This window comes from Microcoleus sp. T2B6 (assembly GCF_036700475.1).
Lineage (GTDB): Bacteria > Cyanobacteriota > Cyanobacteriia > Cyanobacteriales > Microcoleaceae > Microcoleus.
The window spans coordinates 27024-52810 of the sequence record NZ_JAUBOZ010000021.1 but is presented as its reverse complement, the minus strand read 5'-3'; the positions used below and the strand labels follow the sequence as shown (position 1 = coordinate 52810).

At 43.8% G+C, this 25787-nt stretch carries 21 protein-coding genes; 14 read left to right on the top strand and 7 right to left on the bottom strand.

The genetic code is table 11. From position 1 onward, the window contains the following. Window positions 1-68 precede the first annotated feature (68 nt). From QUA00_RS12145 to QUA00_RS12105, 9 genes are all read left to right on the top strand, one after another. Window positions 69-1502, top strand: a complete 1434-nt coding sequence (locus tag QUA00_RS12145) for an O-linked N-acetylglucosamine transferase family protein (RefSeq protein ID WP_333409776.1) — start codon at window positions 69-71, stop codon at window positions 1500-1502. Window positions 1503-1797: 295 nt separating this feature from the next. Further along, a complete protein-coding gene (locus QUA00_RS12140) occupies window positions 1798-2547 on the top strand; it encodes a peptidylprolyl isomerase (protein ID WP_333102856.1) in 750 nt (249 codons plus the stop codon). Window positions 2548-2679: 132 nt separating this feature from the next. Further along, complete coding sequence (locus QUA00_RS12135; RefSeq protein ID WP_333409775.1) at window positions 2680-5688, top strand: peptidase domain-containing ABC transporter; 3009 nt, start codon at window positions 2680-2682, stop codon at window positions 5686-5688. A 52-nt stretch (window positions 5689-5740) separates the two neighbouring features. After that, window positions 5741-7747, top strand: a complete 2007-nt coding sequence (locus tag QUA00_RS12130) for a chromosome partitioning protein ParA (RefSeq protein ID WP_333142720.1) — start codon at window positions 5741-5743, stop codon at window positions 7745-7747. A 222-nt stretch (window positions 7748-7969) separates the two neighbouring features. Then, on the top strand, window positions 7970-10069 hold the full coding sequence (locus tag QUA00_RS12125; protein ID WP_333409774.1) for a hypothetical protein: 2100 nt from the start codon (window positions 7970-7972) through the stop codon (window positions 10067-10069). A gap of 3 nt (window positions 10070-10072) precedes the next feature. Further along, window positions 10073-10873 carry a glycosyltransferase family 2 protein gene (locus QUA00_RS12120; protein ID WP_333307092.1) on the top strand — a complete coding sequence of 267 codons (801 nt, stop codon included), beginning with the start codon at window positions 10073-10075 and terminating at the stop codon, window positions 10871-10873. After that, window positions 10870-11067 carry a hypothetical protein gene (locus tag QUA00_RS12115; protein ID WP_333102861.1) on the top strand — a complete coding sequence of 66 codons (198 nt, stop codon included), beginning with the start codon at window positions 10870-10872 and terminating at the stop codon, window positions 11065-11067. The genes QUA00_RS12120 and QUA00_RS12115 overlap by 4 nt, the downstream gene beginning before the upstream one ends. A gap of 79 nt (window positions 11068-11146) precedes the next feature. Further along, a complete protein-coding gene (locus QUA00_RS12110; protein WP_333102862.1) occupies window positions 11147-11803 on the top strand; it encodes a Uma2 family endonuclease in 657 nt (218 codons plus the stop codon). Between the two features lie 226 nt (window positions 11804-12029). Then, the gene (locus QUA00_RS12105; RefSeq protein ID WP_333142714.1) at window positions 12030-13094 is read left to right on the top strand and encodes an NAD-dependent epimerase/dehydratase family protein; all 1065 of its coding nucleotides are present in this window, start codon (window positions 12030-12032) and stop codon (window positions 13092-13094) included. An 87-nt stretch (window positions 13095-13181) separates the two neighbouring features. On the opposite strand, the gene QUA00_RS12100 is transcribed toward QUA00_RS12105, so the two are convergent. The 3 genes from QUA00_RS12100 to QUA00_RS12090 form a co-directional block, all read right to left on the bottom strand. Next, complete coding sequence (locus tag QUA00_RS12100) at window positions 13182-13805, bottom strand: hypothetical protein (RefSeq protein WP_333142713.1); 624 nt, start codon at window positions 13803-13805, stop codon at window positions 13182-13184. A 96-nt stretch (window positions 13806-13901) separates the two neighbouring features. Then, a complete protein-coding gene (locus QUA00_RS12095; protein ID WP_333142712.1) occupies window positions 13902-14504 on the bottom strand; it encodes a Uma2 family endonuclease in 603 nt (200 codons plus the stop codon). Window positions 14505-14540: 36 nt separating this feature from the next. Beyond that, window positions 14541-14666, bottom strand: a complete 126-nt coding sequence (locus QUA00_RS12090; protein ID WP_333142711.1) for a hypothetical protein — start codon at window positions 14664-14666, stop codon at window positions 14541-14543. 32 nt (window positions 14667-14698) lie between these two features. Here QUA00_RS12090 and QUA00_RS12085 point away from each other — a divergent pair, with 32 nt between their 5' ends. Continuing rightward, entirely contained in the window at window positions 14699-15244 is a 546-nt protein-coding gene (locus tag QUA00_RS12085; RefSeq protein ID WP_333409773.1) for a Uma2 family endonuclease, read from the top strand. A gap of 62 nt (window positions 15245-15306) precedes the next feature. Here QUA00_RS12085 and QUA00_RS12080 read toward each other — a convergent pair whose 3' ends face one another. Then, window positions 15307-15981 carry a methyltransferase domain-containing protein gene (locus tag QUA00_RS12080; RefSeq protein WP_333409772.1) on the bottom strand — a complete coding sequence of 225 codons (675 nt, stop codon included), beginning with the start codon at window positions 15979-15981 and terminating at the stop codon, window positions 15307-15309. A 50-nt stretch (window positions 15982-16031) separates the two neighbouring features. On the opposite strand from QUA00_RS12080, the gene rfbC reads away from it, so the two are divergent. The 4 genes from rfbC (at window position 16032) to QUA00_RS12060 (ending at window position 20418) form a co-directional block, all read left to right on the top strand. Next, complete coding sequence (rfbC, locus tag QUA00_RS12075) at window positions 16032-16577, top strand: dTDP-4-dehydrorhamnose 3,5-epimerase (RefSeq protein ID WP_333409771.1); 546 nt, start codon at window positions 16032-16034, stop codon at window positions 16575-16577. A 2-nt stretch (window positions 16578-16579) separates the two neighbouring features. After that, the gene (gene rfbD, locus QUA00_RS12070; RefSeq protein ID WP_333409770.1) at window positions 16580-17452 is read left to right on the top strand and encodes a dTDP-4-dehydrorhamnose reductase; all 873 of its coding nucleotides are present in this window, start codon (window positions 16580-16582) and stop codon (window positions 17450-17452) included. Between the two features lie 153 nt (window positions 17453-17605). After that, on the top strand, window positions 17606-19351 hold the full coding sequence (locus QUA00_RS12065) for a hypothetical protein (protein WP_333409769.1): 1746 nt from the start codon (window positions 17606-17608) through the stop codon (window positions 19349-19351). Window positions 19352-19443: 92 nt separating this feature from the next. Then, entirely contained in the window at window positions 19444-20418 is a 975-nt protein-coding gene (locus QUA00_RS12060) for a glycosyltransferase family 2 protein (protein ID WP_333290084.1), read from the top strand. A gap of 93 nt (window positions 20419-20511) precedes the next feature. Here QUA00_RS12060 and QUA00_RS12055 read toward each other — a convergent pair whose 3' ends face one another. The 3 genes from QUA00_RS12055 to QUA00_RS12045 form a co-directional block, all read right to left on the bottom strand. Beyond that, complete coding sequence (locus QUA00_RS12055) at window positions 20512-22356, bottom strand: DUF6798 domain-containing protein (protein ID WP_333409768.1); 1845 nt, start codon at window positions 22354-22356, stop codon at window positions 20512-20514. Window positions 22357-22368: 12 nt separating this feature from the next. Continuing rightward, a complete protein-coding gene (locus QUA00_RS12050; protein WP_333409767.1) occupies window positions 22369-24549 on the bottom strand; it encodes a hypothetical protein in 2181 nt (726 codons plus the stop codon). 142 nt (window positions 24550-24691) lie between these two features. Continuing rightward, window positions 24692-25714, bottom strand: a complete 1023-nt coding sequence (locus QUA00_RS12045) for an SGNH/GDSL hydrolase family protein (protein ID WP_333409766.1) — start codon at window positions 25712-25714, stop codon at window positions 24692-24694. Window positions 25715-25787: the final 73 nt, after the last annotated feature.

The window sequence follows — 25787 nt, the reverse complement described above, 5'->3', positions numbered from 1 at the left end:
TATCTGGTGGAACAGGCATCTTGCCTGTTAGTTCCACAACAGATGAATTATCTTGTGGAACAGGCATCTTGCCTGTTCCTAACCAAGTAATTGAGAAGGGTGCAAGATATCAGTTTAAACCCAAGTCGGAAGTTGAAAGGTACTCTGAATATTTCCAGCAGTTAATCAATTACGTCGCTGCTAATATCGCCAGTTTTCCCGATTCAGAAGTTTGGCGTTATTTGGCGGCTTTTATTGCGAAAAATGTTAGATTCCAAGCTTTGTATTTGAGCGAGTTCAATCTGCTCAATATATTGAGTCAGCGAGCTGATATTCTGGAATTTCATTGGAAAAATATCGGCAGTCAAATAGAATGGAATTTTCCTCAGAGAGAACCTGAAAGAACTAAAATCAGAGTGGGGTTTTTGCTTGAGAAAATTAGTGAGGAATCCGAGACTCGTGCAGCAATTGCGAGTTTTGAATATTTAGACAGAAGCAAATTTGAAATTATCGTGTACTATTTCCAGGTACAAGACGAGCGACTGGGGAAATATTGCGAAAATTGCGCCGACAAACTGGTGCAACTGTCAGAAGCTTTGCCCAATCAAGTCCGAGAAATGCGATCGCACGATTTAGATATTCTGCTAATCTGCACCAATACTACCGACACTTCTCAACCAAGCGCGCTGCTGTGCCTGCACCGACTAGCGCGGGTGCAAATAGCTACGGGTGCATCAACCCCCGCAACCACAGGCGCCCGAAATATTGATTATTTCATTGCCGGAGATTTGACATTGCCCCCAGGTGCAGCAGCAGAGTATCGCGAAAAATTAATTAGTTTAGAAGGTTCGGGAGTTTGTTTAAGCTATACTGTAGGATCAGCACCTGGCAGAGTTGAACCGACTCGCAGGAGTTGGGGAGCCACCGACGAATCTGTAGTGTTCATGTCCGGCGCTCAAGCTTTTACAATTATCCCAGAATTGAGAGAAACTTGGGCAAAAATTATTGCGGCCGTACCAAATTCTATTTTAGTTTTGTATCCCTTTCGTTCGCGCAATGAAAACTATCCGACGGTGCCTTTTTACAACCAAATTCGATCGCTCTTTGCCGAATTTGGGATTGACAAAAAGCGTTTAGTTGTGATTAAGGCGCTGCCATCTCGCGCAGATTGCATAAAATGTCTGGAATTGGCTGATATATATTTAGACTCCTATCCATACAGCAGTGCCTGCTCCTTAGCAGAACCCCTGTTGGCCGGGTTGCCTGTAGTGGTAAGAAAAGGGCAAACAACTCGATCGCGACAATCAGCCGCAGTGATCGAAGAACTACTACTTCCGGAACTGGTAGCAAACAGCGAGAAGTCTTATTTAGAGCTGAGCACAGCACTGGGAACCAACCCAGAACTGCGTCGGCACTACCGCGATCGAATCCAGCAAAAAATGGCGGCAAACCCCAAATATCTCGACAGTCGCGCTTGCTCGACCCAACTCGAAACACTCTTTGAAAGACTATTCCGAGAGTGAAGGAAGAAGGAAGTTCAGCAACTAAGCAGTGTACGGGATTTAACGGATGGATGTTGAGGGAAGAAGGAAGATGGCAGAAGTAAAGATTTTCCCACTCTCCCACTCTCGCATCCCCCTACCATTGTGAGACCCGTGGGGAACCCCTCGCTAGGCAGAGCGTCAAGAAATAGACAGCAATAGCGCTAGCCCACGGACGGTCTGCTATCATCGGGGAATCGAGGGGTTAGTGGTTGTCGCTCTTTTCCTGCCACAGCTAAATTAAAAGGGGAAGCGCAAGTCAGTTGGAGATAAAAAAATGACAGGACTTTTTCAAATAGGCGATAAATTACTGCAAGCTCAGGATATGCCATCGCTCCTGAAGCGGTACCAGTTGATGCCGCAATTCTTGCGCGGTGTAATAGTAGACCAAGCGATCGCATCCTTTAGTTGCAGCGACGAAGAACGCCAATCCGCCGTGGAGAACTTTCTGGCACAACACCAACTGACAGCCCCGGAAGCCAAAGAAGCTTGGCTGCGCGGCCAAAATATGACGGAAGAAGAACTTCAAGAGATGGCCGTTAGGCCCTTGCTGATCGAAAAATTTAAGCAAGCCACTTGGAGACCTAAAGTAGATAATTATTTTTTAACCCGCAAAGCCAGCCTAGACCACGTAGTCTATTCCCTGGTACGCACCAAAAATCCATCGCTGGCAAACGAACTTTACTTTCGCATCCTCGAAGGCGAACAAACCTTTGCTGAAGTGGCCCGCGACTATTCCGAAGGGCCCGAGTCCAAGTCAGGCGGCTTGTTGGGCCCAGTACCCCTCTCCCAGCCCCACCCGGCAATCAGCAAACTTTTGTCCGTCAGCCAGCCAAATCAACTCTGGACGCCGCGTCCTCTGGCAGAATGGATGGTAATTATTCGACTAGAAAAGTTCATGCCGGCCCAGCTCGATGAATCGATGCGGCTGCACTTGATTAACGAACTATTTGAAAGCTGGCTCGCCGAACAGATAGCGCAAATAGGCCCGCTACAGCCCCTCTCCTCCCTGTCTTCCATATCATGACAATCAAGCAAGTTGGTCAGGGGCCCCCGGATTTATCCGTGGAGACTTGAAAAAGCGTAGCATCCTGACAAAAACCCCCTGGATTCATCTGTGGATTCAATCTAAAATCTAAAATCTAAAATCTAAAATTGGATGACTTCTTCCGCTGTTTCCCTCTCCCAAATTCAGGATTTCCTAGCTCAAACACCTCCCTTTGACCGACTGTCAGAGACGGCTCTGACAGCCTTGGTGGCTAAATGCCAACTCCTTGGCTACCGGACGGGGCAACCCCTGTTTGAACGGGAAAAAATGCCGACTCAGGTGGCAATTATCTATCAAGGCCAGGCCCGGCTGCTGGGGTTTGACCAGCGCTCGCAGCGCCACGTAAGTTTACGCTTGGTGCAGTCGAAGGAAATTCTCGGCTGGGCTGGATTGCTCAGGGGAGTTCCCTGCGAAACCGCGATCGCCTCTACAGATGTGATCGCGATCGTCCTGCCTGCCGAAGAGTTCCTGAGCGTACTGGAAAAACAGCCGACATTTGGAGAAGCCTTTCGCGAACACTGTTCCTTGAGCGAAGTATTTGAACTGTTGAGCCTGGAATTGCAGCGCCAAGCCGACGGCACTTCCAATCTCAAGGAACTCACCCTGCAAGCTTGGCAAGATGCGACAGTTGTCAACGTGCCAAACGGCAACAAAAAAACTCAAGACATCGCCAAAGAGCTAGATGCCGATCGAGTTTGGCTCGTCAGCAGCGGCGTCTTGGGCGACTTTCCCACCGGCAGCCGCTTCTCTGTGGAAAACGCAGCCAAATCCTTAAAAGTAGAAGGCCGCCTCGGCGCGCGATTGGTCGGCTTCCGGGAACCCCCAGAACCTCAAGAAACAGACCCATTAAATCCCACGCCAGATATAGTAGACCCTGGGCCGAATCCGCCCGGCGGAAAATCGCTCAGCATTATAGACGCCCCAGACCGTCCCCCAGAACCCAAAACCGACCCCCAAACAAAGGATGCGGCGAGATACCCAGTTTTCCGCGCCAAAGGGCAGATTGACGCCCCGCTAGCTTGCTTCCAAATGTTGAGCAAGTATTTCGGCCTCAAATTTCGTCGAGATATCATCCGCAAAGTTCTAGAAAATCAGTTAAAAACCGCCGGTTCCATCAGCATCCAAGCCTGCGGGGCGATCGCCCAAAGCATCGGCCTCACGCCTCAATTGGCGCAAGTCCCAGCAGAAGCAATCAACCGCATCAAAGCTCCCGTAATGATTAAATGGCAAGATAGCTTTGCCATTATTTACAGCATCACCGAGCAAGAATTGGTGATGGCCACGCCCGAACAGGGGCTGATGCGGAAGCGGATACCTCAGTTTAAAGAAATCTGGGGCGAACAGGGAGAAGTCCTGCTGCTGCAAGCTCCGCAAGTTGAGCAAAAAGAGCAGTTCAGCTTCTGGTGGTTTGTGCCGGCGCTCATGGAACACAAGACAGTGTTTTTTGAGGTGTTGCTGGCTTCGTTTTTTGTACAGTTATTTGGTCTTGCCAACCCATTAATCAGCCAAGTAATTATTGATAAAGTCTTAGGTCAGCGCAGCATTGACACCTTGGATATTTTGGGGGCATTTCTATTAGGTGTTGCCCTGTTTGAAGGACTGCTCAACGGTTTGCGTACCTTTTTGTTTATAGATACCTCAAACCGCATTGATGTCAAATTGAGTGCAGAGGTAATCGACCACTTGCTCCGGCTGCCCCAGAATTACTTTGACAATCGGCGCGTCGGAGATTTGGTATACAAATTCAGCATGATGGGCCAGATTCGGGAATTCATGACGAGTACAGCTCTGACAGTGGTTCTCGATGCGGTATTTTCGGTGGTTTACGTCGCCGTTATGCTCTCTTACAGTGTGCAGCTAACTGCAGTATCTTTGGCAGTGGTACCGATACTGGGGCTGATGATTGTTCTAATCAATCCGCTGGTGCTGCGCCTGATAAAACAAAGAAACAACCGTTTTGCTGACTCTCAATCTTATTTAGTGGAAGTAGTCAGCGGGATTCAAACTGTTAAGGCTCAAAATATTGAATTGAAATCCCGTTGGGAGTGGTCGAGCCGCTACGCAAAATACATTACAGCCAGTTTTAAAACAATTATCACGGGGACTACGGCCGGTACGGTTAGCAGCTTTTTAAACCAGGTGGGTAACTTAGCTCAGTTGTGGGTGGGAGCTTATTTGGTACTGGGAAATGAGATTACGTTGGGTCAGTTGATTGCTTTCCGAATTATTTCCGGGAACGTGACTGGTTCGCTGCTGCGTTTTGTGAGCGTCTGGCAGAGTTTCCAAGAAGTCTCAATGTCGATCGATATGCTTAAGGATGTCGTCGATACGCCGACGGAAACCAGCGAGGAAGACCGCAGCAATATCCCGCTGCCGGCAATTCAAGGGCAGGTTACCTATGAGGAGGTTTCCTTCCGATTTCTAGAAAGCGGGGCACTGCAATTGGCTAATGTGAATTTGGAATTTCCCCCTGGCAGTTTTGTGGGAATTGTGGGGGGAAGCGGTTCCGGTAAAAGTACGGCGATGAAGCTGTTGCAGCGTCTTTATCCGCCGCTGTCGGGCCGGATTTTTATTGACGGGTACGACATTGCCAAGGTGGAACTGTACTCGCTCCGCAGCCAACTTGGGGTGGTGCTGCAAGATACTTTGCTGTTTAACTGCTCGGTACAGGAAAATATTGCTCTGAGCAATCCCGATGCGAGTACGGATGAGATTGTGCGAGCTGCGAAATTAGCGGTGGCTCACGATTTTATTATGGGCTTGCCTGCTGGCTACAATACGATAGTCGGAGAGCGGGGTTCGTCGCTTTCTGGGGGTCAAAGACAGCGTTTGGCGATCGCCCGGACGATTTTGCAAAACCCGAAACTGCTGATTTTGGACGAAGCTACAAGCGCCCTCGACTACCATTCCGAACGCCAAGTTTGCAATAACTTAGCAGAAGCTTTTGCCGGCCGCACGGTGTTTTTCATTACTCACCGCCTGACGACAATCCAAAACGCCGACATAATTATTATGATGGATCAAGGTTCTGTAGTCGAGCGGGGAACTCATAAAGAATTAATGGCTCTTAAAGGGCGTTACTACTGCCTCTTCCAACAACAAGAGTCATCGAATACCTGATATCTAACAACTCACAACTTAGCGCTAACAATTAACAACTGAGAACTAACAAATGGCTATGAAATCGTTAATACTTTCTGAGCAACCAGTCATTCTCGAAAAACCAGCGATTTGGTCGCACTTGTTTTTGTGGATGATCATGCTGATGACCACTTCTGCTGTAGTTTGGGCTTATTTTGCTAGCGTAGAGCAAGCTGTCCCCGCTGTCGGCCAATTGGAGTTCAAAGATGGTGCTAGAGACATCCAAGCACCTGCTACGGGCGCTGTGGTGAGACTTCACGTTGAAAATGGCGATCGCGTGGAAAAGAACCAGCCTCTGCTCACTTTCAACCCCCTTGCACCCAGCGCCGATTTAACATCGATTCAGAAAACTAAAGAAGCTCTGGAAAAGGAAAATAAATTTTACGAAGATGTTGTCAACGGCAAAATTCAAGGCGCTGTTCCTTCTAACCTAGAATCAACTATCAAGGACAGACAGAGCCTCACGGCACAAAATCAAGTGCTGCAAGCTTTGATTGACGAACTGTACCTCAACAGGGGAGCTAGCGGAAATTTTGATGCTGCTCAGCAAGGACTTTATGTTAATTATCGATCGGAGTTTCTGTCTCGCGTAGCCGCAGCTCAAGGCCAAGTTCAGGAGTTGGAAAAACAACTGAAGCAAGCTCAGGATGCTGAGAAAGCCGCCGGCGATCAAATGACAGTGGCACAGCAACAATTGGGTTTTGCCCAGAACCAATTAAATTATGCTCAGCAGCAGTTAAGTTCTTCGCAAGAGCAAGTAAAATCAGCCCTGGCTCAGAGAGATTTGGCCCAAGAACAGTTAGCGAAATCCCAACAAGTATTGAAGTCGAATCAAAACATTCTAGGCAGACTCGCCCCCCTGGTGGAGGAAGGAGCCATCGCTGAACTGCAAAAAGAACGTCAAGAACAAGATGTTTTCAGAGGCCAAAGCGACGTTCTCAAACAGCAAGATCAAATCAAGCAGCGCGAAGGTGAAATCAACTCTCGCAGGGGCGAAATTAACACGCGCCTCGGTGAAATCAATACGCGCCGAGGCGAAATTAACGCGCGTCAAGGTGACATCCAAAAAATTACTGCTGAAATACAGCGTCACCAAGGAGAGCAAGCGCGCCTTCTGGAGTCCATCGCCCGCGCCCAAGAACAGTTGAAAAACACCAAGGATACCTGGGCGAAAGAACTTTATACCAAAATTGCTGAAAACCAGAAACAAATTGCCAGCAGCGATTCTCAGCTAAGCCGCTTCAAAGTGGAAAACCTGAAAAAGTTGTCCGAGGTGAACGCTCAGCTAGAAAAGGCTCAACAAAACCGCGACACTCAAGTGATGAAGGCTCCGGTATCTGGCGTTATCTTCGATTTGAAACCTTCTACGAAGGAGAAAGCTAAGTTGGATATGGCGAAAGATCCGATATGCCAATCCATTATTAATACGGTGGTGAAACCGGGCGAACCGCGCCCAGCACGCTGCGAAGAAGCTTATTACGAAGCGCAGCAAACTGAAAAGCTGCTCAAAGTTTTGGATGACGACAACGGTCTGCAAGCAGTGGTTTACCTGGAAAACAGCAATGTGGCTCTGGTATTGGATGCTTTGAGACAGAAGCGGGCAAAATTGGAGCAGTATCACGGCAAGCAATTAGACGGAGAAAAGATTGACTGCGAAATAGGTAAAAGTTGCGTTTGTCCAGAGAAGGAAGTTAACAGAGAGAAACTGGGTTTGACGAAATACCAATGCGTGCCTGTGGAAGTGAATGTAGAAGCTTTCCCGGCGCTGGAGTTTGGTACTGCTGAGGGTGAAGTGATAGAGATTAGCAGCGATGCTGAGCCTCCTACTGAACTGCGGAAATACTACGCTTTCAAAACCAAAATAAAGCTCAAAAATCAGAAGTTTGTTTTGAACAAGGGCAAGGCAAATGAAGTGGAGGTTAACTTGCAGTCGGGAATGTCCGTGAGTTCTAATATCAATATTGGCAAGCGGAGTGTCTTGCAGATGTTTATCAACCGATTTACTGGGAAAATGGATACGTTCAAGACTATTAAGTAATTCGGTTAACCGAATTGAACGTGAGACTTTGAGGCTGTTCGGAAACCCGGTTTCTTCAAGAAACCGGGTTTCTATGTGTTATGTTTTTCAACTTGTTTGTAGTAACGAATGCAAGTCCCGGCTCAAACTATGAGGAGTGAAATCTTCACTACAAACTTGATAAAAATTATTTAACCGGGTTTGATATAAAATGGTGATGACAATCAGTGCGATCGCACTTTCATGAAAAAAATCATCTTATTTACTTTATATCTAATTCCTGTCCTCTTCTTAATCGGATTGGTAGCGAATTTTAGCGTTAACGTTCCCGTTGATGACGAGTGGAGGTTAGCTAGCCTTTTTGAAAAAATAGCTGCGGGAAATGTAACTTTTAACGATTTTTGGGATTTGCACAGCAATCACCGCATAGTTTTCCCTAAAATAATTATTGCGGTGCTGGCTTTTGCTTCCCGATGGAATATTAATTATCAGTTGTGTCTCAGCATAGGTTTGGCTGCGATAACTTTTCTCGCTATGTACAAGTTATCCTCGATGCAAGTTAAGAATGTTGGGGATGATTTGTGGCATTTAGCTAATATTTTAACTTGTATTTTGCTTTTCTCGCTAGTTCAGCACGAAAACTGGCTTTGGGGATTTCAATTGGCTTGGTTTTTAGTCAATTTTTGTTTTGTCGCTGCGGTTTATGCGCTGGTTTCAAATCACAAATTATTGCCTAATATAGCGGTTTTTAATCGGATGAAACAGAGATGTTGCACCACGATCAATAAGCTATTTAGGAACGGGCAAGATGCCCGTTCCACAAGAACATTGAATTTTTGTGGAACGGGCATCTTGCCCGTTATTGAGAATGATGCAACACCTCAGATCAAACAGAGTACGGACACGCCACTGCCGTGTCCCTACGATATTCAAATATGGATTGCGGCTGGATTCTGCTTTATTGCGAGTTTTTCCCTGGCCCAAGGTTTGCTTTCTTGGTTGGCTGCGATTCCGGCTGTGGCGGCTTTAGAAGGAAATGCGGCGCAGAAAAGAAAAAGAGTTATTGTCTGGATGCTGCTGTTTTTGGCAACTTGTGCTGTTTACTCAATTGATTATCATCCTAGCCGGAAAGCAAGTATTATTTCATTGTTGAATAAGCCGTTTGTGGTGATTGATTACTTTTTAAGTTTGCTGGGTTCGCCAATTGTGCGATCGCCTGGAATTTCAGCATTAGTTGGATTGCTAATATTTGCAAGTTTCTTATTTTTGGTATTCTATTTCTTTGTCATTGGGAACCCTGCGAAGCAATCTCCAGCCCCTGCGATTCCTTCGCCACTGGCAATGACAGATAGGAATGATATTTCTGAAAGCTATAGCAATCCCAACTCAGTTATGAACGTGGTTCAGACTGCGACGCTGGACGGGCAAGATGCCCATCCCACAATTCATTTAGGATTACGGCAAGATACTCATTCCAATATTGATTTAGGATTGCAAAATCAGGCTTTACCTTGGCTGTCAATAGGTTTTTTTTCGGTTTTATCTTCTTTGTTTATTACGGCTGGCAGGGCTGAATTTGGGGCAATTCAGGCGCTAGAATCGTCTAGATATACGACTAATTCAATTTTGCTATTAATTGCTGTGGTTCAGCTAGGGCAATTGTTTGTCCGAGGTAATTATCAAGAAAGAAAAGCAACGTTAAAACGTAATTATAAATTTATTTATCGCGTAGTTGCAGGGCTGTTAATTGCCACAATTATTGTTAACTCTCAACAGGCGATCGCCCAAACTATATCGGCACTTCTTTACAAACAAGGCGCTCAAGATTGTTTGCAGTTAATTAACTATCTGGAACCCTCGGATTTTTTCAATAATTCGCCGGAAAGCTGTTTGAGGGTGCTGAGCAAAAAAACTTGGCTGGTGAGAGAAGGCGCTGCAATAATCGACAAAATAGGTTGGAGAAAGTTCGCGAAAAATGTAGAGTTTATTTCTAATACCGAGAAAGTTTACGGTTATTTAGACAAACCTCAAACTACCGATAAATCCTTGACTGTTAAGCAAAATGATGCTGTCAAGGCTGCGGGTTGGGCGGTTTGGCCAGAAAAATTGCACCAGCCGAATATTGTACTGCTATCTGTCGGGGGAAAAAAATCTTTTTTTGCTAACGCTTATGTAAATTTGGACAGTCCCGACATTGCTGAGAGTTTAAAATCTGAGTTATACAATAATGCCAGGTGGGCTGTTGATTTGTCGCATAATAATTTGCCGATCGCCCAAACAGAAATTAAAGCTTGGGTGTATAATCCTGTTGACAACCAGTTTGTCCAGTTGCGCGGAGGATGAGGAGTGAAAATTTCTGTGATTATACCAGCCCACAATGAGGAGGGCTGTTTGTACGGTACTGTGCGGGCGATCGCCCAGACGCTCGATTTAGAAGGCATTCCGCACGAAATTTTGATTGTGAATGACAACAGTGTCGATCGAACTCTTGATATTTGCCAGGAGTTGTCAGAGACTTTTCCCACAGTGAGATACATCAACAATCAACCTCCCAACGGTTTCGGATTTGCTGTGCGCCGGGGATTGGCGGAATTTGACGGAGATGCTGCGGCAATTGTGATGGCGGATGCTTCCGACGATCCGATGGATTTGGTAGCAGGATACCGCAAGTTGCAAGAAGGATATGATTGCGTTTTTGGTTCCCGCTTTATCAAAGGCGGCTTTGTGGTTGATTATCCAATTCACAAGTTAGCAATTAACCGCTTAGCAAACTGGTTTGTCAAAAGTATTTTCGGCTTGCGGTACAGCGATGTCACCAATGCTTTTAAAATTTACCGCCGAGAAGTAATTGAAGGCGTACAACCGATTTTGAGTCATCATTTTAATTTGACAGTGGAACTGCCTTTAAAAGCAATTGTTCGGGGTTTTTCCTATAAGGTAATTCCTTTGAGGTGGTACAATCGGACTGCGGGAATTTCTAAGCTGAAAATCAAAGAGATGGGCAGTAGGTATTTGTTTATTGTCTTGTACGTTTGGCTGGAAAAACATCTCTCTCGCGGCGACTACCACCGGACTAGAAAGATGAATGAATTGAAATTAGATTTATTGCCAAATTCAAGGAGGGAAGTTTTGACGGCGAAGGAATGATGACTAATGATTTTGGTACCGCAGCTATTGATACTTTGATGCAGATCGGAGATAATCAGTGCGATCGGTTAATCGTCATCCTACCTGGCATATTCTCGCGAGATGGAAAAATTCATGGCAACTTTGCGCTCTTCTCGCGGATTGCGTACAAAATCGAGTTTCCCGATTATAATGGTGAAGGGGATAAAAAGTAGGATAGTCAGCGATAATTTGACGAGAGAGGCGATGGGGAAGTTTGGGTTATAAAATATACCAAATTGGGAGGATTGAGTCATGGTTTTTACAGCCCAAGAAATGGCAAGATTGATGCCAGATGCCAGTCAATTAGAAAGTGACGAACCGGAAATGGAAAGTTCCCTACATTATATTCAACTAGCATTATTAGTTGCCTGTTTGGAATGGCAATGGCGCGAGCGCCACGACTTTTTTATTGGAGCAAACCTGACGGTTTACTACAGCCAGCAACAATTGCGGAATCGGGATTTTCGCGGTCCGGATTTTTTTCTGATCGCAAACACAGAAAAACGTCCGCGTCGTTCCTGGGTAGTTTGGGAAGAAGAGGGGAGATATCCCGATCTAATTATAGAATTGCTATCTAGTTCTACGGCAAGAGTCGATCGCAACGAAAAAAAGATATTATATCAGAATCGGTTTAGAACTCCCGAATACTTTTGGTTCGATCCTGAAGATTTAGATTTTAGCGGTTTTCGTTTAATCGGTCAAGAATATCAACCTATCATTGCCAATGAATTTGGTAGATTGTGGAGTGAGGTACTAGAATTATATCTGGGAATTCACGATGGGAAATTGCGTTATTTTACCCCAGATGGTGAGTTAGTTGCTACACCAGAGGAAGCTGCACTGCAAGCACAGGAGCGGGCCAATCGATTAGCGAATCAGTTGCGGGCTTTGGGCATTGAACCAGAATAGTTGAAGACTTACGCATTTCCGACCAAAGAAACCGGGTTTTTTATCTAATCTGCGGATTGCAGCGAAGGATTTTCGCAAAAAACCCGGTTTCTGGTCATCCGTGCGTCAGTCCTATAGTTGTCAAAATTCATTAAAAAGATGATTCGGTTTTAATGCGAGGTATACCTCAACACCCATTGTTCAATAATTTAACAGCAGTAATTAATCCTCTAAGAAAGTTGAGTCAATGCCTGAGAGAATTTTAATTGTGGGTGGTGCGGGTTTCATCGGCAGTTGTTTGGCAATTGGCCTGAAGAAACGGCACCCGGAATGGCAAATAATTTGTTTAGATAACCTGCGTCGCCGGGGCTCGGAATTGAATCTGCCGCGGCTTAAGAGTTGGGGGATTCAGTTTGTTTACGGGGATATTCGTACAGCGGCAGATTTAGATCCAGTTGCACTGAATGCTGACTGCATTATAGATTGTGCTGCGGAGCCTTCTGTGCTGGCTGGTTTTAGTTCGCCTCAGTACGTTTTGCAAACGAATTTACTGGGCACTGTGAATGTTTTGGAGTTGGCGAGACAAACGGGTGCGAGTTTGCTGTTTTTGTCTACGAGTCGGGTTTATCCGATCGCCAGTGTCAAATCTGTTAAGCTGTTAGAGTTGCCGAATAGATTTGCGATCGCCCCTGAGCAAACTTTACCCGGTATATCTGAGTTGGGCATATCAGAAGACTTCCCATTAAAAGGACACCGTTCGCTTTACGGAGCAACTAAATTAGCTTCGGAATTGCTGATTGAGGAATACAGGGAAGCATACAATGTGTCGGCAATTATTAACCGTTGCGGGTTAATTACCGGTGCTTGGCAAATGGGTAAAGTAGATCAGGGAGTTTGCGGTTTGTGGGTGGCGGCTCACTATTTTCAAAAGTCGCTGAATTATATCGGTTTTGGCGGCAGTGGGAAGCAAGTTAGGGATTTGCTGCACGTTGAAGATTTGTTGAGGTTAGTTAATTATCAGTTAGAACATTTTCCTGAATTTGATGGCGAAGTTTTTAATGTGGGCGGCGGTTTGAGCAACAGTCTTTCTTTAGTTGAGACAACTGATTTGTGCCAAAAGATTACGGGTAAATCGATTTCAATTAACCCTGTTTTGGAGGAACGCGCGGGGGATATTCCGATTTTTATTACGGATTCTTCTAGGGTGATGGAGAAAACAGGATGGCGGCCTGTTATTGGGCCGGAAGCAGCTTTGCAGGATATTTATGATTGGATTGCTGCTAATGAGGTGGTTTTAAGTTCGATTTTGTAGGGAGTTTTTTAATGGCAGATTGCAAATAGTAGGGTGCGTCGCTATGGGAAATTTCGCCACTATTTGAGTGACTAGAACCGACGCACCCTACGGCGAAATTTCATCCCCGTCTAAAATTCCCACCATTATTTTCATTAAATCCTCTAAATCGTCAGGCACTTTAAACAAATTGATATCTTGAAAAATAGTGTGCTGATTTCGGTCTAACTTGCCAAATCGCCAGACATCTCCCATTGTCACCGCACCGTAAAAGATATTTTGCTCTTCAACGTGAGACATCGCAATCAATTCTACAGCTAGTTGGGTAAATCCTCTAGTCATATCGTCGTTCTTTGCTTCAATGACTAGCAATTCTCGCTCGGATTTTACGAAATAATCTAAATTTCCCTTTAACCAGCTATTAACGTTGAGAGTATACTCAAATCGCAGTTGACATTTGCAGTACCGGATGATGTCCAGCAAAACTGGCGATACTAATGATTCTCTTCTAGCTGTTTCGCTGCTGAGACTGACAAAAAATAAAGTTTCTTTAATTCTTTGTTTGAGAAAAGCTATTTCTGCGAGTTCCCTAGGGGTATGCGGCAAAGACAACTCAGTTTTGATCAGCGAGTAATCAAATTCTGCTAAAATTTGATCCGTTTCGTAAGGTAACTCAAAGTATGAACGAAATGTATATTCTCGACCTTCCTGTAAGATTTTTTGCTTGGTCATTCTGTTTGAAATCGCCATGTATTTGTTTGTACATTATATATCAATTTTTCCAAGCTTAGAAGATGAGGAATAGCCATTTTTAACAGGACTCAGCATTTATCCCCAAACTTCTGTCAAATCCAAGACAAACCCCGGCAACACATCTTCACCGGACAAAGTAACAGGATTTTCCAGCACTTCTACATCTTGATTTTGCCTGTAAATTTCCACCTTTCTGTTTTTTCTATCTATCAACCAACCTAAACGAGCGCCATTGTTCATATACTCTTTCATCTTGGCTCGCAGCGGTTCCATGTTGTCAGTTTTAGAACGAAGTTCTACCACAAAATCAGGACACAAGGGAATAAAACTTTCTTTTTGTTTTGGGGTGAGCCCATCCCACCTTTCTTGACGCACCCAAGCTGCATCGGGAGAGCGATCTGCTCCATTGGGCAGGTGAAAACCAGTAGAAGAATTAAATGCTTTACCGAGTCTAGTCCGCCGATTCCACAGCCAGAGTTGCCCTTCTATATCCAGATTCCGATATCCTGTTTCGCCTCCGGTTGGTGGGTTCACGATTAATTCTCCTGTTGCTGTGCGTTCTAATTGTAACTCTCGATTGGCGATCGCCAATTCAACGAACTGTTCGTGGGTAACGGTGAGTGTTAGTGTTAGTGGAATATTGACGGGAAGGGCAGCGGATGATTGAGTTTGTGTCATCATTTTTGTCCTCAAGCTGATGCTTTAATGGCAGCTTCATCCTAATTGGACAAAGCCAGAAATGCGGGATACTTTGTAACTTTTATGATAACACTTAAAAGTGCCATCTACAAAGTGCGATCGCCCTTTTGTCCACCAAAGGTCGATCGCATCTGGTATCATAGAAAAAAAGTTCCCCGCCCCGACGCAAAAACATGATAACTTCTACAGTTGTTGCCCCATCGAAAATCTACTCTCTAGAAGCATGGATGGAAAGTCCACCGGATCGGCAAGAGTGGGTTGATGGCGAATTACTGGAGAAAAATGGCATAACTCTCAAGCATAGCAAGGTGCAAGGAAATCTTTACTTTTATTGGAGAAACTACAAAGAATCCAGCCGACAGGGAGGAAAAGTTTATACTGATGTTCCCTGCCGCACAAACAACCAGGGGCGCTATCCTGATGTTGCCTACCTTCCCCCGGAATTAGCAGCACAATTTGGCAATCTCAAAGTGCTGCCGCAAAGTTTTCCTTTATGTGCTGAAATTGTTTCACCAACAGATTTGGCGGAAGATGTAATTGCTAAAGCTACAGAATATTTAGAATCGGGAAGTGAGGAAGTTTGGCTGGTATATCCTGAAAACCAATGGATTATTGTAGTAACAAAACAAACCAGAAGCATCTTTATTGCTGGGGAAGCTGTTAGCACTCAAATTGTTTTACCGGGTTTTAGTATTCCAGTAGATGAGTTATTAAAATGAGCGCTTTCCCTACATTCTCATTTTCAGCCTCCGACGGCAAGTGTCGATATTGAGGAAGATACTCACTTGTTGGGTTTCGATGCTTTAACAAACATTTGCCCTCCCAAAAAACGCCACAACAAAGGCAATTTTAAGTAAATTTTTAACAGCAAGGGCGAGGCCGGTCTGCCTTTCGTCGAAAAGGGCAAAAATCTCGGTACAATCAGGTCAATTTCAAACCCGACAGTTTGTAAAAGCTCTTGTAGCGATAAATGCGTTATCGGTAATTGATGGTCGATAAAATCGTAGTATTCCTTGTAGGAATATTTAAAATTAGGCTGAATTACCAACAGAGAACCGCTAGGCTTGAGGGCCTCGAAGCAAAAAGAGATAATTTCTACAAGTTCCTCTTTGTTGCGGAGGTGCTCAAAAAAATTTGAGATAAAAATGCGATCGAACTGTTCGGTAAAAGATGTGTGAGTCTCCAAATTTAAGACATCAATATTAAGCACATTTACATCAGCATTAGCAAATAACTTTGAATCGGGATTAAGATCAATTAAATATTTTTTTTTAGCCCGAATTTGATTGATAAACTCGCAGTAACCGCCGCCAATATCTAAAACGGTTGATTCGGGAGGAACATAATCTTGTAAGAATTCGTCAATTAAAACTTTCCATAGTGCCACCTTCGCTTGCATTTGTCGGGAATCAAAGCGGTTGGCATACAACTTTTTGAGATATGTGTCAGTTTTCATAGTAAAATAGCCTAGACTGAGTATGAGTTTATCACGCGATACAGCCAACTATGAATGTTATATCTACTGAAATACCGGAAGTTCTGATTATTGAGCCGAAAATTTTCGGAGACGATCGCGGTTTCTTTTTTGAGAGTTTCAATCACAAAGCTTTTGTAGAAAAAACAGGCGTGACGGCCGAATTTGTGCAAGACAATCATTCCAAATCCTCTAAAAATGTGCTGCGCGGTTTGCACTACCAACTGCAGCAGCCTCAAGGCAAATTGCTGCGGGTAGTTGCTGGCGAAATATTTGATGTAGCGGTGGATATTAGAAAAAGTTCGCCGAATTTTGGAAAGTGGGTTGGGTGTTTGCTGAATTCAGAAAATAAACGGCAATTTTGGGTGCCGGCGGGATTTGCTCACGGTTTTTTAGTGGTTTCCCAGACTGCTGAAGTTTTGTATAAAACTACAGATTATTATGCACCGGCACACGAGCGGTGTATCCTGTGGAATGACCCCGATTTGGCGATCGACTGGCCGCTAGATGGTGCTCAACCCATCTTATCAGCTAAAGACCAAGCTGGACAAACGTTGAAAACAGCTCAAGTGTTTTGATTATGAAAATTTTACTCGCAGGTGGCAGCGGACAGCTAGCTCAAGAATTGCAGCCGATTTTATTATCTTCGGGAGAGGTAATTGCGGTCGATCGCACTCGCCTCGATTTATCCCAACCGGAAAGCATCCGTCAAGCAATGGCTGAAATTCAACCGAATTTAGTCGTCAATGGGGGTGCTTACACTGCGGTAGACAAAGCAGAAAGCGAACCGGAATTAGCAAACGCCATCAACGGTATTGCACCCGGAATTCTCGCAGAAGAATGCGAAAAACTGGGAGCAAGTTTGATTCACTTTTCCACTGATTATGTATTTGACGGCAGCCACGGTTCTCCTTATCTGGAAACAGATTCTACTAACCCGCTAGGAAGTTACGGGAAGTCCAAATTAGCAGGCGAAGAAGCAATTCGGCAAGCCGGAAACCGACATATTATTATTAGAACAGCCTGGGTTTACGGCAACGGTGGCAAAGGTAATTTTGTCAAAACCATGTTGAGGTTGGGAAAGGAAAGGGAAGAAATTCGAGTAGTAGCAGATCAGATCGGCAGTCCTACTTGGACGGGGGATTTAAGTGCGGCGACTTCGCAAATTATTCCTCTGCTTGGGCCAGAAAGTTTTGGGACTTATCAGTACACTAATAGCGGTGTTTGTAGTTGGTACGATTTTGCGATCGCCATTTTTGAGGAAGCCGCAACACTCGGCATTCCCCTCAAAGTTCAGCGCGTAATTCCCATCACCACCTCCGAATATCCGACACCCGCAAAACGTCCCGCTTTTTCTGTCCTCTCTACAGTAAAAATATCAGCACTTCTAGGCACGTATCCTCCCCACTGGCGGCAAGGGCTCAGACAAATGCTGGCAAGAGAAGTGAAATAAAAATTCGAGTAAATCTGTAAAGTAGCCAGAAACCGGGTTTTTTCACCAAAATACTTGGTTCAAACCCTCAATCAAGTAAAAAACCCGGTTTCTTTAATCCCAGCGCGTACAACTTAGCCCAAATCGATTAAAAATATCGCCATCTACCAATCCATGAAAGTCAAGCAACAATATATTTTAATTGCCGCATCAATTCTCGGAATTCTAATACCAGCGTCATATATTTTGTACTTGATATCGCAAGCGGGAGACTTGTCTAATTTTGATTATTGGTGGATGACATGGAATTTTTATTCTGTAGACGGTTTCTCTACCAATCCTTTTAATTGGATATTTCGGGCGAACGAGCATTTTGTCTTGATTCCGGCAATTATTTATGGCTTGAATATAGTTGTCACCCAAGGTTCAAATATTGGTTTGTGTTTAGTTGCCTGGTTCTTGGCTTGGATTCAGTGCCACGTATTAATTGCTCTGCTGCCGTTAAATTTGAGGCGTTTTCCCCTGCAATTTATCTCGCTACTCCTTTGCATTTCTATTTTTAATTTTACTCCGGCGGCGGCTCACAATTGGATGCGGGGATTCAGTGGCGTTCACTGGATAATTGCTAATTTATTTGTGATTTGTTCGATATATTGTTTGCAATCCTATGCGACTTTGTTGGGTACACCGGGGGCGGGCACGGGGGCACCGCCCCTACGGAATGGTTGGGTAATTGGCAGCATTGTTTTTGGCGTTTTAGGCTGTATTAGTTACAGCACTCCTTTAGCTTTGTGGCCGATATTGTGTGCGGCTGCTGTTGTGCTGCGGTTTCCTCGGCGAATAACTTATTTGTATTTCATTGCTTCGATTGCGGTGATTGGCATTTATTTTTTAACTTATAAAACTCCATCTCATCACCCTTCTTTAACTAAAATTAACCCGCTCAAAACTCTCGAATATATTCCCACTTATCTCGGCGGAATTTTTAGCGAAAATATTATTGTTGCTTCAATTATTGGTATAATTGGTTTGATTGCAACGACGGGTTTTGTGGGTTATTGGCTATTTGTAAAAAAGGTCGCTCGCCCGGATTGGCTGCCTTGGCTATCCATCCAACTTTACACGCTGCAAACGGCCTTAATGGCCGCTGTCAGTCGATCGGGATTTGGCGTCGAACAAGCCACCGCTTCCCGCTACGCCACACTCCCAGCTTTGTTTTGGATGAGTACAATTGTGCTGACAGTATTGTGGGTGCGCGAGTTGCAGCCAACACCAAGAATTCAAGGGCGTTGGCTGACACCGCTGTTTGCAGTCGCCACAGTCGCGATTATTTTAATGTACGGGGTGGGAGGCGAAACTGCAATGGCGATCGCCCGCAGAGCAACCTATCAACCGTTAGTAGCATTATCACTGCAATTAGGCATCACCGACGTAACCCTAATTAAAGACCGCGTAGGCAACAAACCCGCCGCTTTTGTCGGCTTAATCGACGCATTAAAAACTAACAACTTAGTGCCATTTAACCGAGACATCAAAAAACACAATTTTTGTGCAGCATTAGACACAAAAATAGACCCAAATTTACTGTCAGCGCCCAAAGACGGAGTACCCGGCTATTTTGATACAGTAACTAAACTTGCACCCGCCGCCTCCAGAGTAATTGGCTGGGTAGGAGACCCCGAAAACAATGTAAAATGTATTGCCATTCTCAACCAAGAAAATGTCATTCGAGGTTTCGCCATGTCAGGATTTCCCCGCCCAGATTTAGTTAAATTATTTGGCACTTCCTACGAATTCGCAGCTTGGAGAGGATACATTCAAACATCACCAACAGATAAATTATTGACAGCCTATGCCTCCTTTAAAAACCGCAAAGGTTGGGTAGCCTTGCGAAACTCCCAAGTTATCAACAAAAACTAAAAAACCTCTCTTTCTCCTCCTCTGCGCCCTCTGCGCCCTCTGCGGTTAATAAAAAAATCTCATTGACAACACAAATGAAATAGAATAGCCCTATGCCAAAACATCTCAGCTTCGTAATCCCAGTTCACAACGAAGAAGCCACCATAAAATTGCTGTTTGACAAAATCCAAATTGTCATGTTCCAAACAGCAATTGACAGTTACGAAGTCATTTTCATAGATGACGGTAGCCGCGATTATTCCTGGCAAGAAATCACCGATTTAGCCAACAAACATCCCAAACTAATTAAAGCGATTAAAATGCGCCGCAACTTTGGCAAATCCGCCGCGCTTTCAGCAGGATTTCGCAATGCAGCAGGGATAATTATCTTTACTCTCGATGCTGACCTTCAGGATGACCCCGCTGAAATTCCCAAATTCTTACATCATTTAGAATCGGGATTTGATTTAGTTTCCGGTTGGCGAAAACAGCGGAACGACCCGCTTTCTAAAACTTTACCTTCCAAGCTGTTTAATGCCGTTGCGTGTTTGCTGACTGGGGTGCAAATGCACGATATGAATTGCGGTTTTAAAGCGTATCGTAGGGAAGTTTTGCAGTCGATTAAATTGTACGGAGAATTGCACCGCTACATTCCGGCTTTAGCAAACAATTTAGGGTTTAAAATTGGCGAAGTAGTCGTGGAACATCATCCGCGCAAGCACGGAAAATCAAATTACGGCTGGGAACGTTATGCGCGGGGGTTTATTGATTTGTTGACGGTGTTAGCCACGACGCAATATTTGCACAAACCGGGTCATTTGTTTGGAGGTTTGGGATTGTGTTTTGGGTTGGTTGGAACTGTTTCGCTGAGTTATTTGATAGTTATTTGGTTTCTGAATTTGGCGGGGATGAATTTTGGGCCGATCGGGAATCGACCTTTGTTATTTTTTGGGATTTTGTGTACAATTCTGTCGGTGCAGTTGATTTCTTTGGGGATTTTGGCTGAGTTGATGGCGCGGAATGTGGATGCTGATTATGTGGATAAGCAAATTAGCGAAATTATTGATGATTCGGGTTTTGATATTTAACCGCAGATTTGATTCGGCGGTTGAAACCGCTTCTATACAAACAAAGTCTGCCTTCGCAGACTGAATAAATATCTCATGTTTTGAAGAAGAGTATTATCTAATTTTAAACAGTATCCATTTGCCTTCTCGATCTACTATTTCTCCGTCAATATTTGGATGCCAATCGCTGCGAGTGAGGATATAATCGGCATGATAGTTTTTGGCTACTTTGACTAAATCCGCACTGCTGCGGCGGATGAAAAAGTCATTTCCTCCCCAAATCATTTGCGGGTTTAAGGGAACTCCTAAAACAGCTTCCATGCGATTTTGCCATTCTTTGATGCCTTTTTCTGTCAGGGGAAAGTTCTTGAAATTAACTACTATAGCTCTCTGAGAGAAAAACTGGAAGCTGGTAACTGAAGGTGGAATTAATACCAGTGCATCTTGACTGCTAATTTGTGAAAATCGCACCCCTAATTTGTTTACGTCGTCGCTGGGAACGGCATTAATATTAACTTTTTTTTGAAATATGTCTAACATTGGTTTTGGTAAAATGCCTGCTACCCCAAAAACCAAGATGGCGGTAGTTGCTAAAGCTAAGGCATGGGTGAGAATTTGTTTGATTGGTTTAGAAATGGATGTTTTTTCTAAAATAAAAGGCAAGGCAATAATTGAGAAAAGGATAGGTATGCTAATTATACGATCGCCTATTATTTCTCCTGAATTAGTCAGCGGATATATCAAGCTGAAAGTTAATGTTCCTGCTGTGAAAATCCACGGCAAAATAGTGTAGCGTTTGGGAATTATATATTTTTTGCTTTGCCAAATTGATAAAAATACAAATAAGGCTAAAAATAAAATACCTCGGTCAGGTAAAGTGAGGATAATTAACAGCAGCAAACCAATAGCTAGCTGTTTTGCTTGGTAAAGTCGATCGACTAGCAAGCTGATGGCAATAAATATGATTATTTGAGCAAAAGGTACGGTTCTAGCTAACTGGAGTTTGGCAATTAAAGCCACTGGGTAAACTTCTACAAATACATAATTAAGCAGCAGCCCAAAAATTGAGGTACTAATAATTACAGAAAAGTTAACTTTGTCTTCTTGGCGCAGTGAATCGGCAGTTTTGATGCACAATAAGCCACCAATGATCAAACATATAAAGTTGAACCAACTCCAAATATTCCAATTTGACGGGAGGATGTGGTGAGGATTCCGTACTTTTGCGTGAATGTATACAAACTCAGCATTCTCAATAGTTTGAGTGCCGGTAGTACCTGTTAGTAACATTGGCAAATAAACGATACTTGCCATTGCTGCTAAAAGTGCGATCGCCAAAATCAATGTTTTAAACTTCCGCTGTTTTACCGATTCAATAAATAAAACGGGAACCATCATCAATCCCGGCAACAAGCCAACTAAAAATTGCAGCAAACAACCCAGCCCAAAAAAGAAATATCCTGTCAGCCATTTTTGGCGCAAACTAAAGTAAATTCCCCAGATTGCGAAGGCCATCGCGAAGGTACTGGGTACTGATTTTGTGGAAAATATCAGCGTGTTACCAACATCTGTAAATGAAGCGGCTATACATAAAAAAGCCATCGCTGCTGCTGGCAGTTTGGAATTAGTATAGATATTGATAATTGCGTAGCAAGCTAGGATAAAGGAACCGAAGGCTAGGAATTGATAAATAAAATGCACCAACGGAATACTTAACCCTAAGTTGGCTAAGAAATAAATGATATAATAATAGTAGGATCTCGGATTAAATTTAACCATTTCCTGAACATGATAGTCATTTTTGTAGAGTTCAGGATTTAGCAGCGATTGGATTTGTGGCAATTCTGGAAAGTTGCCTCCAATGGGGAAAATATAGCCAGTTGCCATCAGGGAACCGATGATGACAAAAGTATAGAGAGATAGATTAAAATACCAGTTTGATTTTTGATGGTTCTGCATTGAGGGTTCAATTTACCTATTGACAGCTAAATTATTAATCTCCAGTTGGCATTGGTTTGTTAAATCCTGTTTGCTGCTACTCAATACCTCAAGCAGCAGATAAAGGGGATTTTTGCCCTCAACTAATAGATTTAAGCCGATCGCACTTTTTTGACTATAAGCCATCTCTGCTGAGTCTACTAATTTACCTTGCTTGTCCCACAAAGTCAAGCGCAGGGCAACTCCCGGACATTGTTTGTTAGGTAAATTGAGTTGGCCGGTAACTTTTACTTTGTCTGATATGGAACCTAAATACAGGAAAGATGTATCGAGTTTCTGGCTGTTTTTAATTGGATGAGTTACAATTTTATATCGGTTATCCGATTCTTGACTGACTGAATAATTGGCACTTGTGTAGATTGATTGATGCAAACTAATCCAATCTAACTGCGTGCCTGGTCGATCGACTATTTGCCGCTGCATCGCCTCCAGAGTCCTAACTGCCGTTGCTGTATCAGTCGGTCGCATCCTCCGGTAAACGCTGACAGTCACGCCGTTTTCTAGCTTAAACTGTTCCGGTAGCAATTGGAAATCGCGGGCAATTTCCCAGTTTTGAGTAAAGGCATCGTACACAACTTTAACAACATCTTGTTCGTGCGATCGCAAAACTTGTTCGTCAGTCAATAACACCTGCTGAAAAGGTACAGCAACCACCGCATATTGTGACTGCAACAACTCCGGTAGCGGGTAAGTATCGCGCGAGTCAATTTGTGGCCTCCCGGTGGTATTTAATTTCCACCAACCCTCCGGCGGGTTTAATTTTCGGTTAGCTTGTCTGAGTATATTAGCATTGAAATTGTTAGAAGCACCGGCAATATAAATCGGTTCTTCGTTGGGTGCTAATTTTCGCAGAAACTCTACTAATTTTACAACTTCGTCGTAGTCCGATCGCACTAACGGCGGAAAATTACCCACAAACAGTCTTGGCAAATCAATTTTGAGAGGAATTAACCCGACTGCGGCATTTACAACCAGGTACAAACCCGCTGCGCCCAGCATGAAATACCGAATTTTTCCCTTGAGTGTCAGCCAAGTTGTCCAGAAAAATGTGGATAGTCCTAAAAGTGCGATCGGTGTAAGATGAATTGTATAGTGCAAGTAGCCGTAACGCAAAACTAACAGCCATTCAATCAGCGACAAAACCCCAAACAACGAAACAAAAATAGTCGCCGCCGGAACCAGGATTCGGGTGATAATTCCCGCCGAAAAACCAATCAGTACCAGCAGCCAAGTTCCCAAACCGTAAAAATCCGCATAACGAGTTAAAATATCATTTACAGGCAAACTCCAAGCGAAATACAAATTGCGGTAGTCAACCGTCAGAGCACTGCGAGTAAAATCGCCCGCTACCAACATTAAAATAGTCAAGCTAGTTACAGCTATCAAACCCAATTTGATGCCGGATTCAAACAAGTATCTGTAGGGAAACGACACTGCCACGTCCTTGTCTTTGGGAGATGACAATGCGGTTTTTTTACGGTATATTAGTATAATAAACTCGATGAAAGCCTGTAAAGTCGCGGCACCAAAAAATGCGATCGCACTATAAGCAAAATGGCGTCGCAACAGAATAGCCGCCGCCAGCAAAAACCCAATTAACGGGATTTTCCACCAAGATTTCAGCTTAACATCCTGCAAATAAACCAAAATTGCCAAGGCTACAAACACACAGCCGCCAGTATCCAGATATCCCCGCAGAGTCGGTATCCAACTCATCGGAATCAATAAACTCAGCAGCACAGTTGACCAAAACACCCGGCGGGAATAAACTGGAATTAGCTTTGCAGAAATTGCCCCCAGCAACAGGCGAAACGGCAGCACATAAATTAGGGATACGCTGAGAATGTAACTCAGCCGAGACTCGCCAAATAAGAGAATAAACGGCACTAACGGCAGAGAAATTAACAGGTTTTTTTCCTTAGATAGCGATTCTATTACTCCGCGCCATGCTTTATCTGGCGAGTCTCGAAATAAATTTGCCGTGTTGACTGTAGCGGTGTTGTATCCCGCGTAATCCCACCAATAAAAAGTATGTTCGCTGGATACATAGATTGATGTTACTGCAACTGTGACGAGAACAACTAAAAACAAGAAAAACCCATCAATCAGAAACTTGCGAGGCAATTTAAAAGAAACAACATCAAATAATCCCATCAGTCTAGCAACCCTAAATCAATTGTATAGTCCTGGACGCACGGGTAGTCAGAAACCGGGTTTTTTTGCCAAAATCTTGCATCAAAGCCTTTAATTTCGGTAAAAACCCGGTTTCTTTGGTATGGATGCGCGTCCAAGATTGTTACCTTAAAACAGTAGCTTGCAAAAAACCCTCCAACTTTTCTGCATATTGCCGATTCGCGATCGCACTTGGATGAATGTCATGAGGTAAATTATTATTAGCCGGTATTTTCAAATCAACCGAAATATCCGCCGTAGCAATTCCCTGCTGACTTAACTCCCCCAACATCTTAGCAGAACCCGCATTAATTCCCGCAACAACTAACTTAACACTGTTAGCCTCAGCCACACGGTTAAACTCTTGAATAATTGCCTTAGAAAGGTCACGGCTTCTATACAATCCCTCTTCAAATTGATTGTAATTAACCTCCAAAAAATGGCTCAATGCAGAAACCCGCATCAGCGGGAACTCGCGATATTCAAGTTTTGCCATGCTGTAGGTAAAATTATTTTCTCCATTCAGCCTCGCATCGGGCTGAAATAGAATACCGAGTTTATTCCAAGCAGCCATTTGCTTTCTTCTGGCCCTTAACAAAGTATTGCGACGGTCATGAAATCCCGCATAAGCAATCACCGCAATTTTTGGCTTATTTCCTTGTTTGATGGCTTCTTTGAATTGAATCAACGAGTGCAGCGTGCCGTAGCCGTTAACGCCAAAATTCACTATTTCATATTTGGGTAATTTCTCTTGCAACAACCAAGCATAAGTTTCGCTGTCATTCAATGACCAACCGTAGGTAAAAGAACAGCCATATATCCAAATCTCAGGCTTTTTTGAGGATTTATTGTAAGTATTGAGGGGATGTGTGATTCTTAAACTATTATTGAGATGAGTTGTATTAAATGAGTAATTGCCGTTAAGTATCACCTTGAATTTTCCAGGCAAATGTTTGTAGCCGAGTTCCCAATCTTTAGTAAAAAAGTTACCTTTTGGTTCGACTGCAACATCAACATTTTCTATTTGCCAGGGTTTGTATCCCGCAACGCGCAAGACAATTTCAGCCGTAGTGGTGGATAAAAAAATTGGAAAAATTAGATATGTTATTAATCTGAAAATAGAGGTTTTAATAAATTTTTTTTTCATAATTTATCGTAGGGGCGGGTTTTACCAACCATATCGGCGTAAGACCAACAATATAATAAACCCGCCCCCGCCC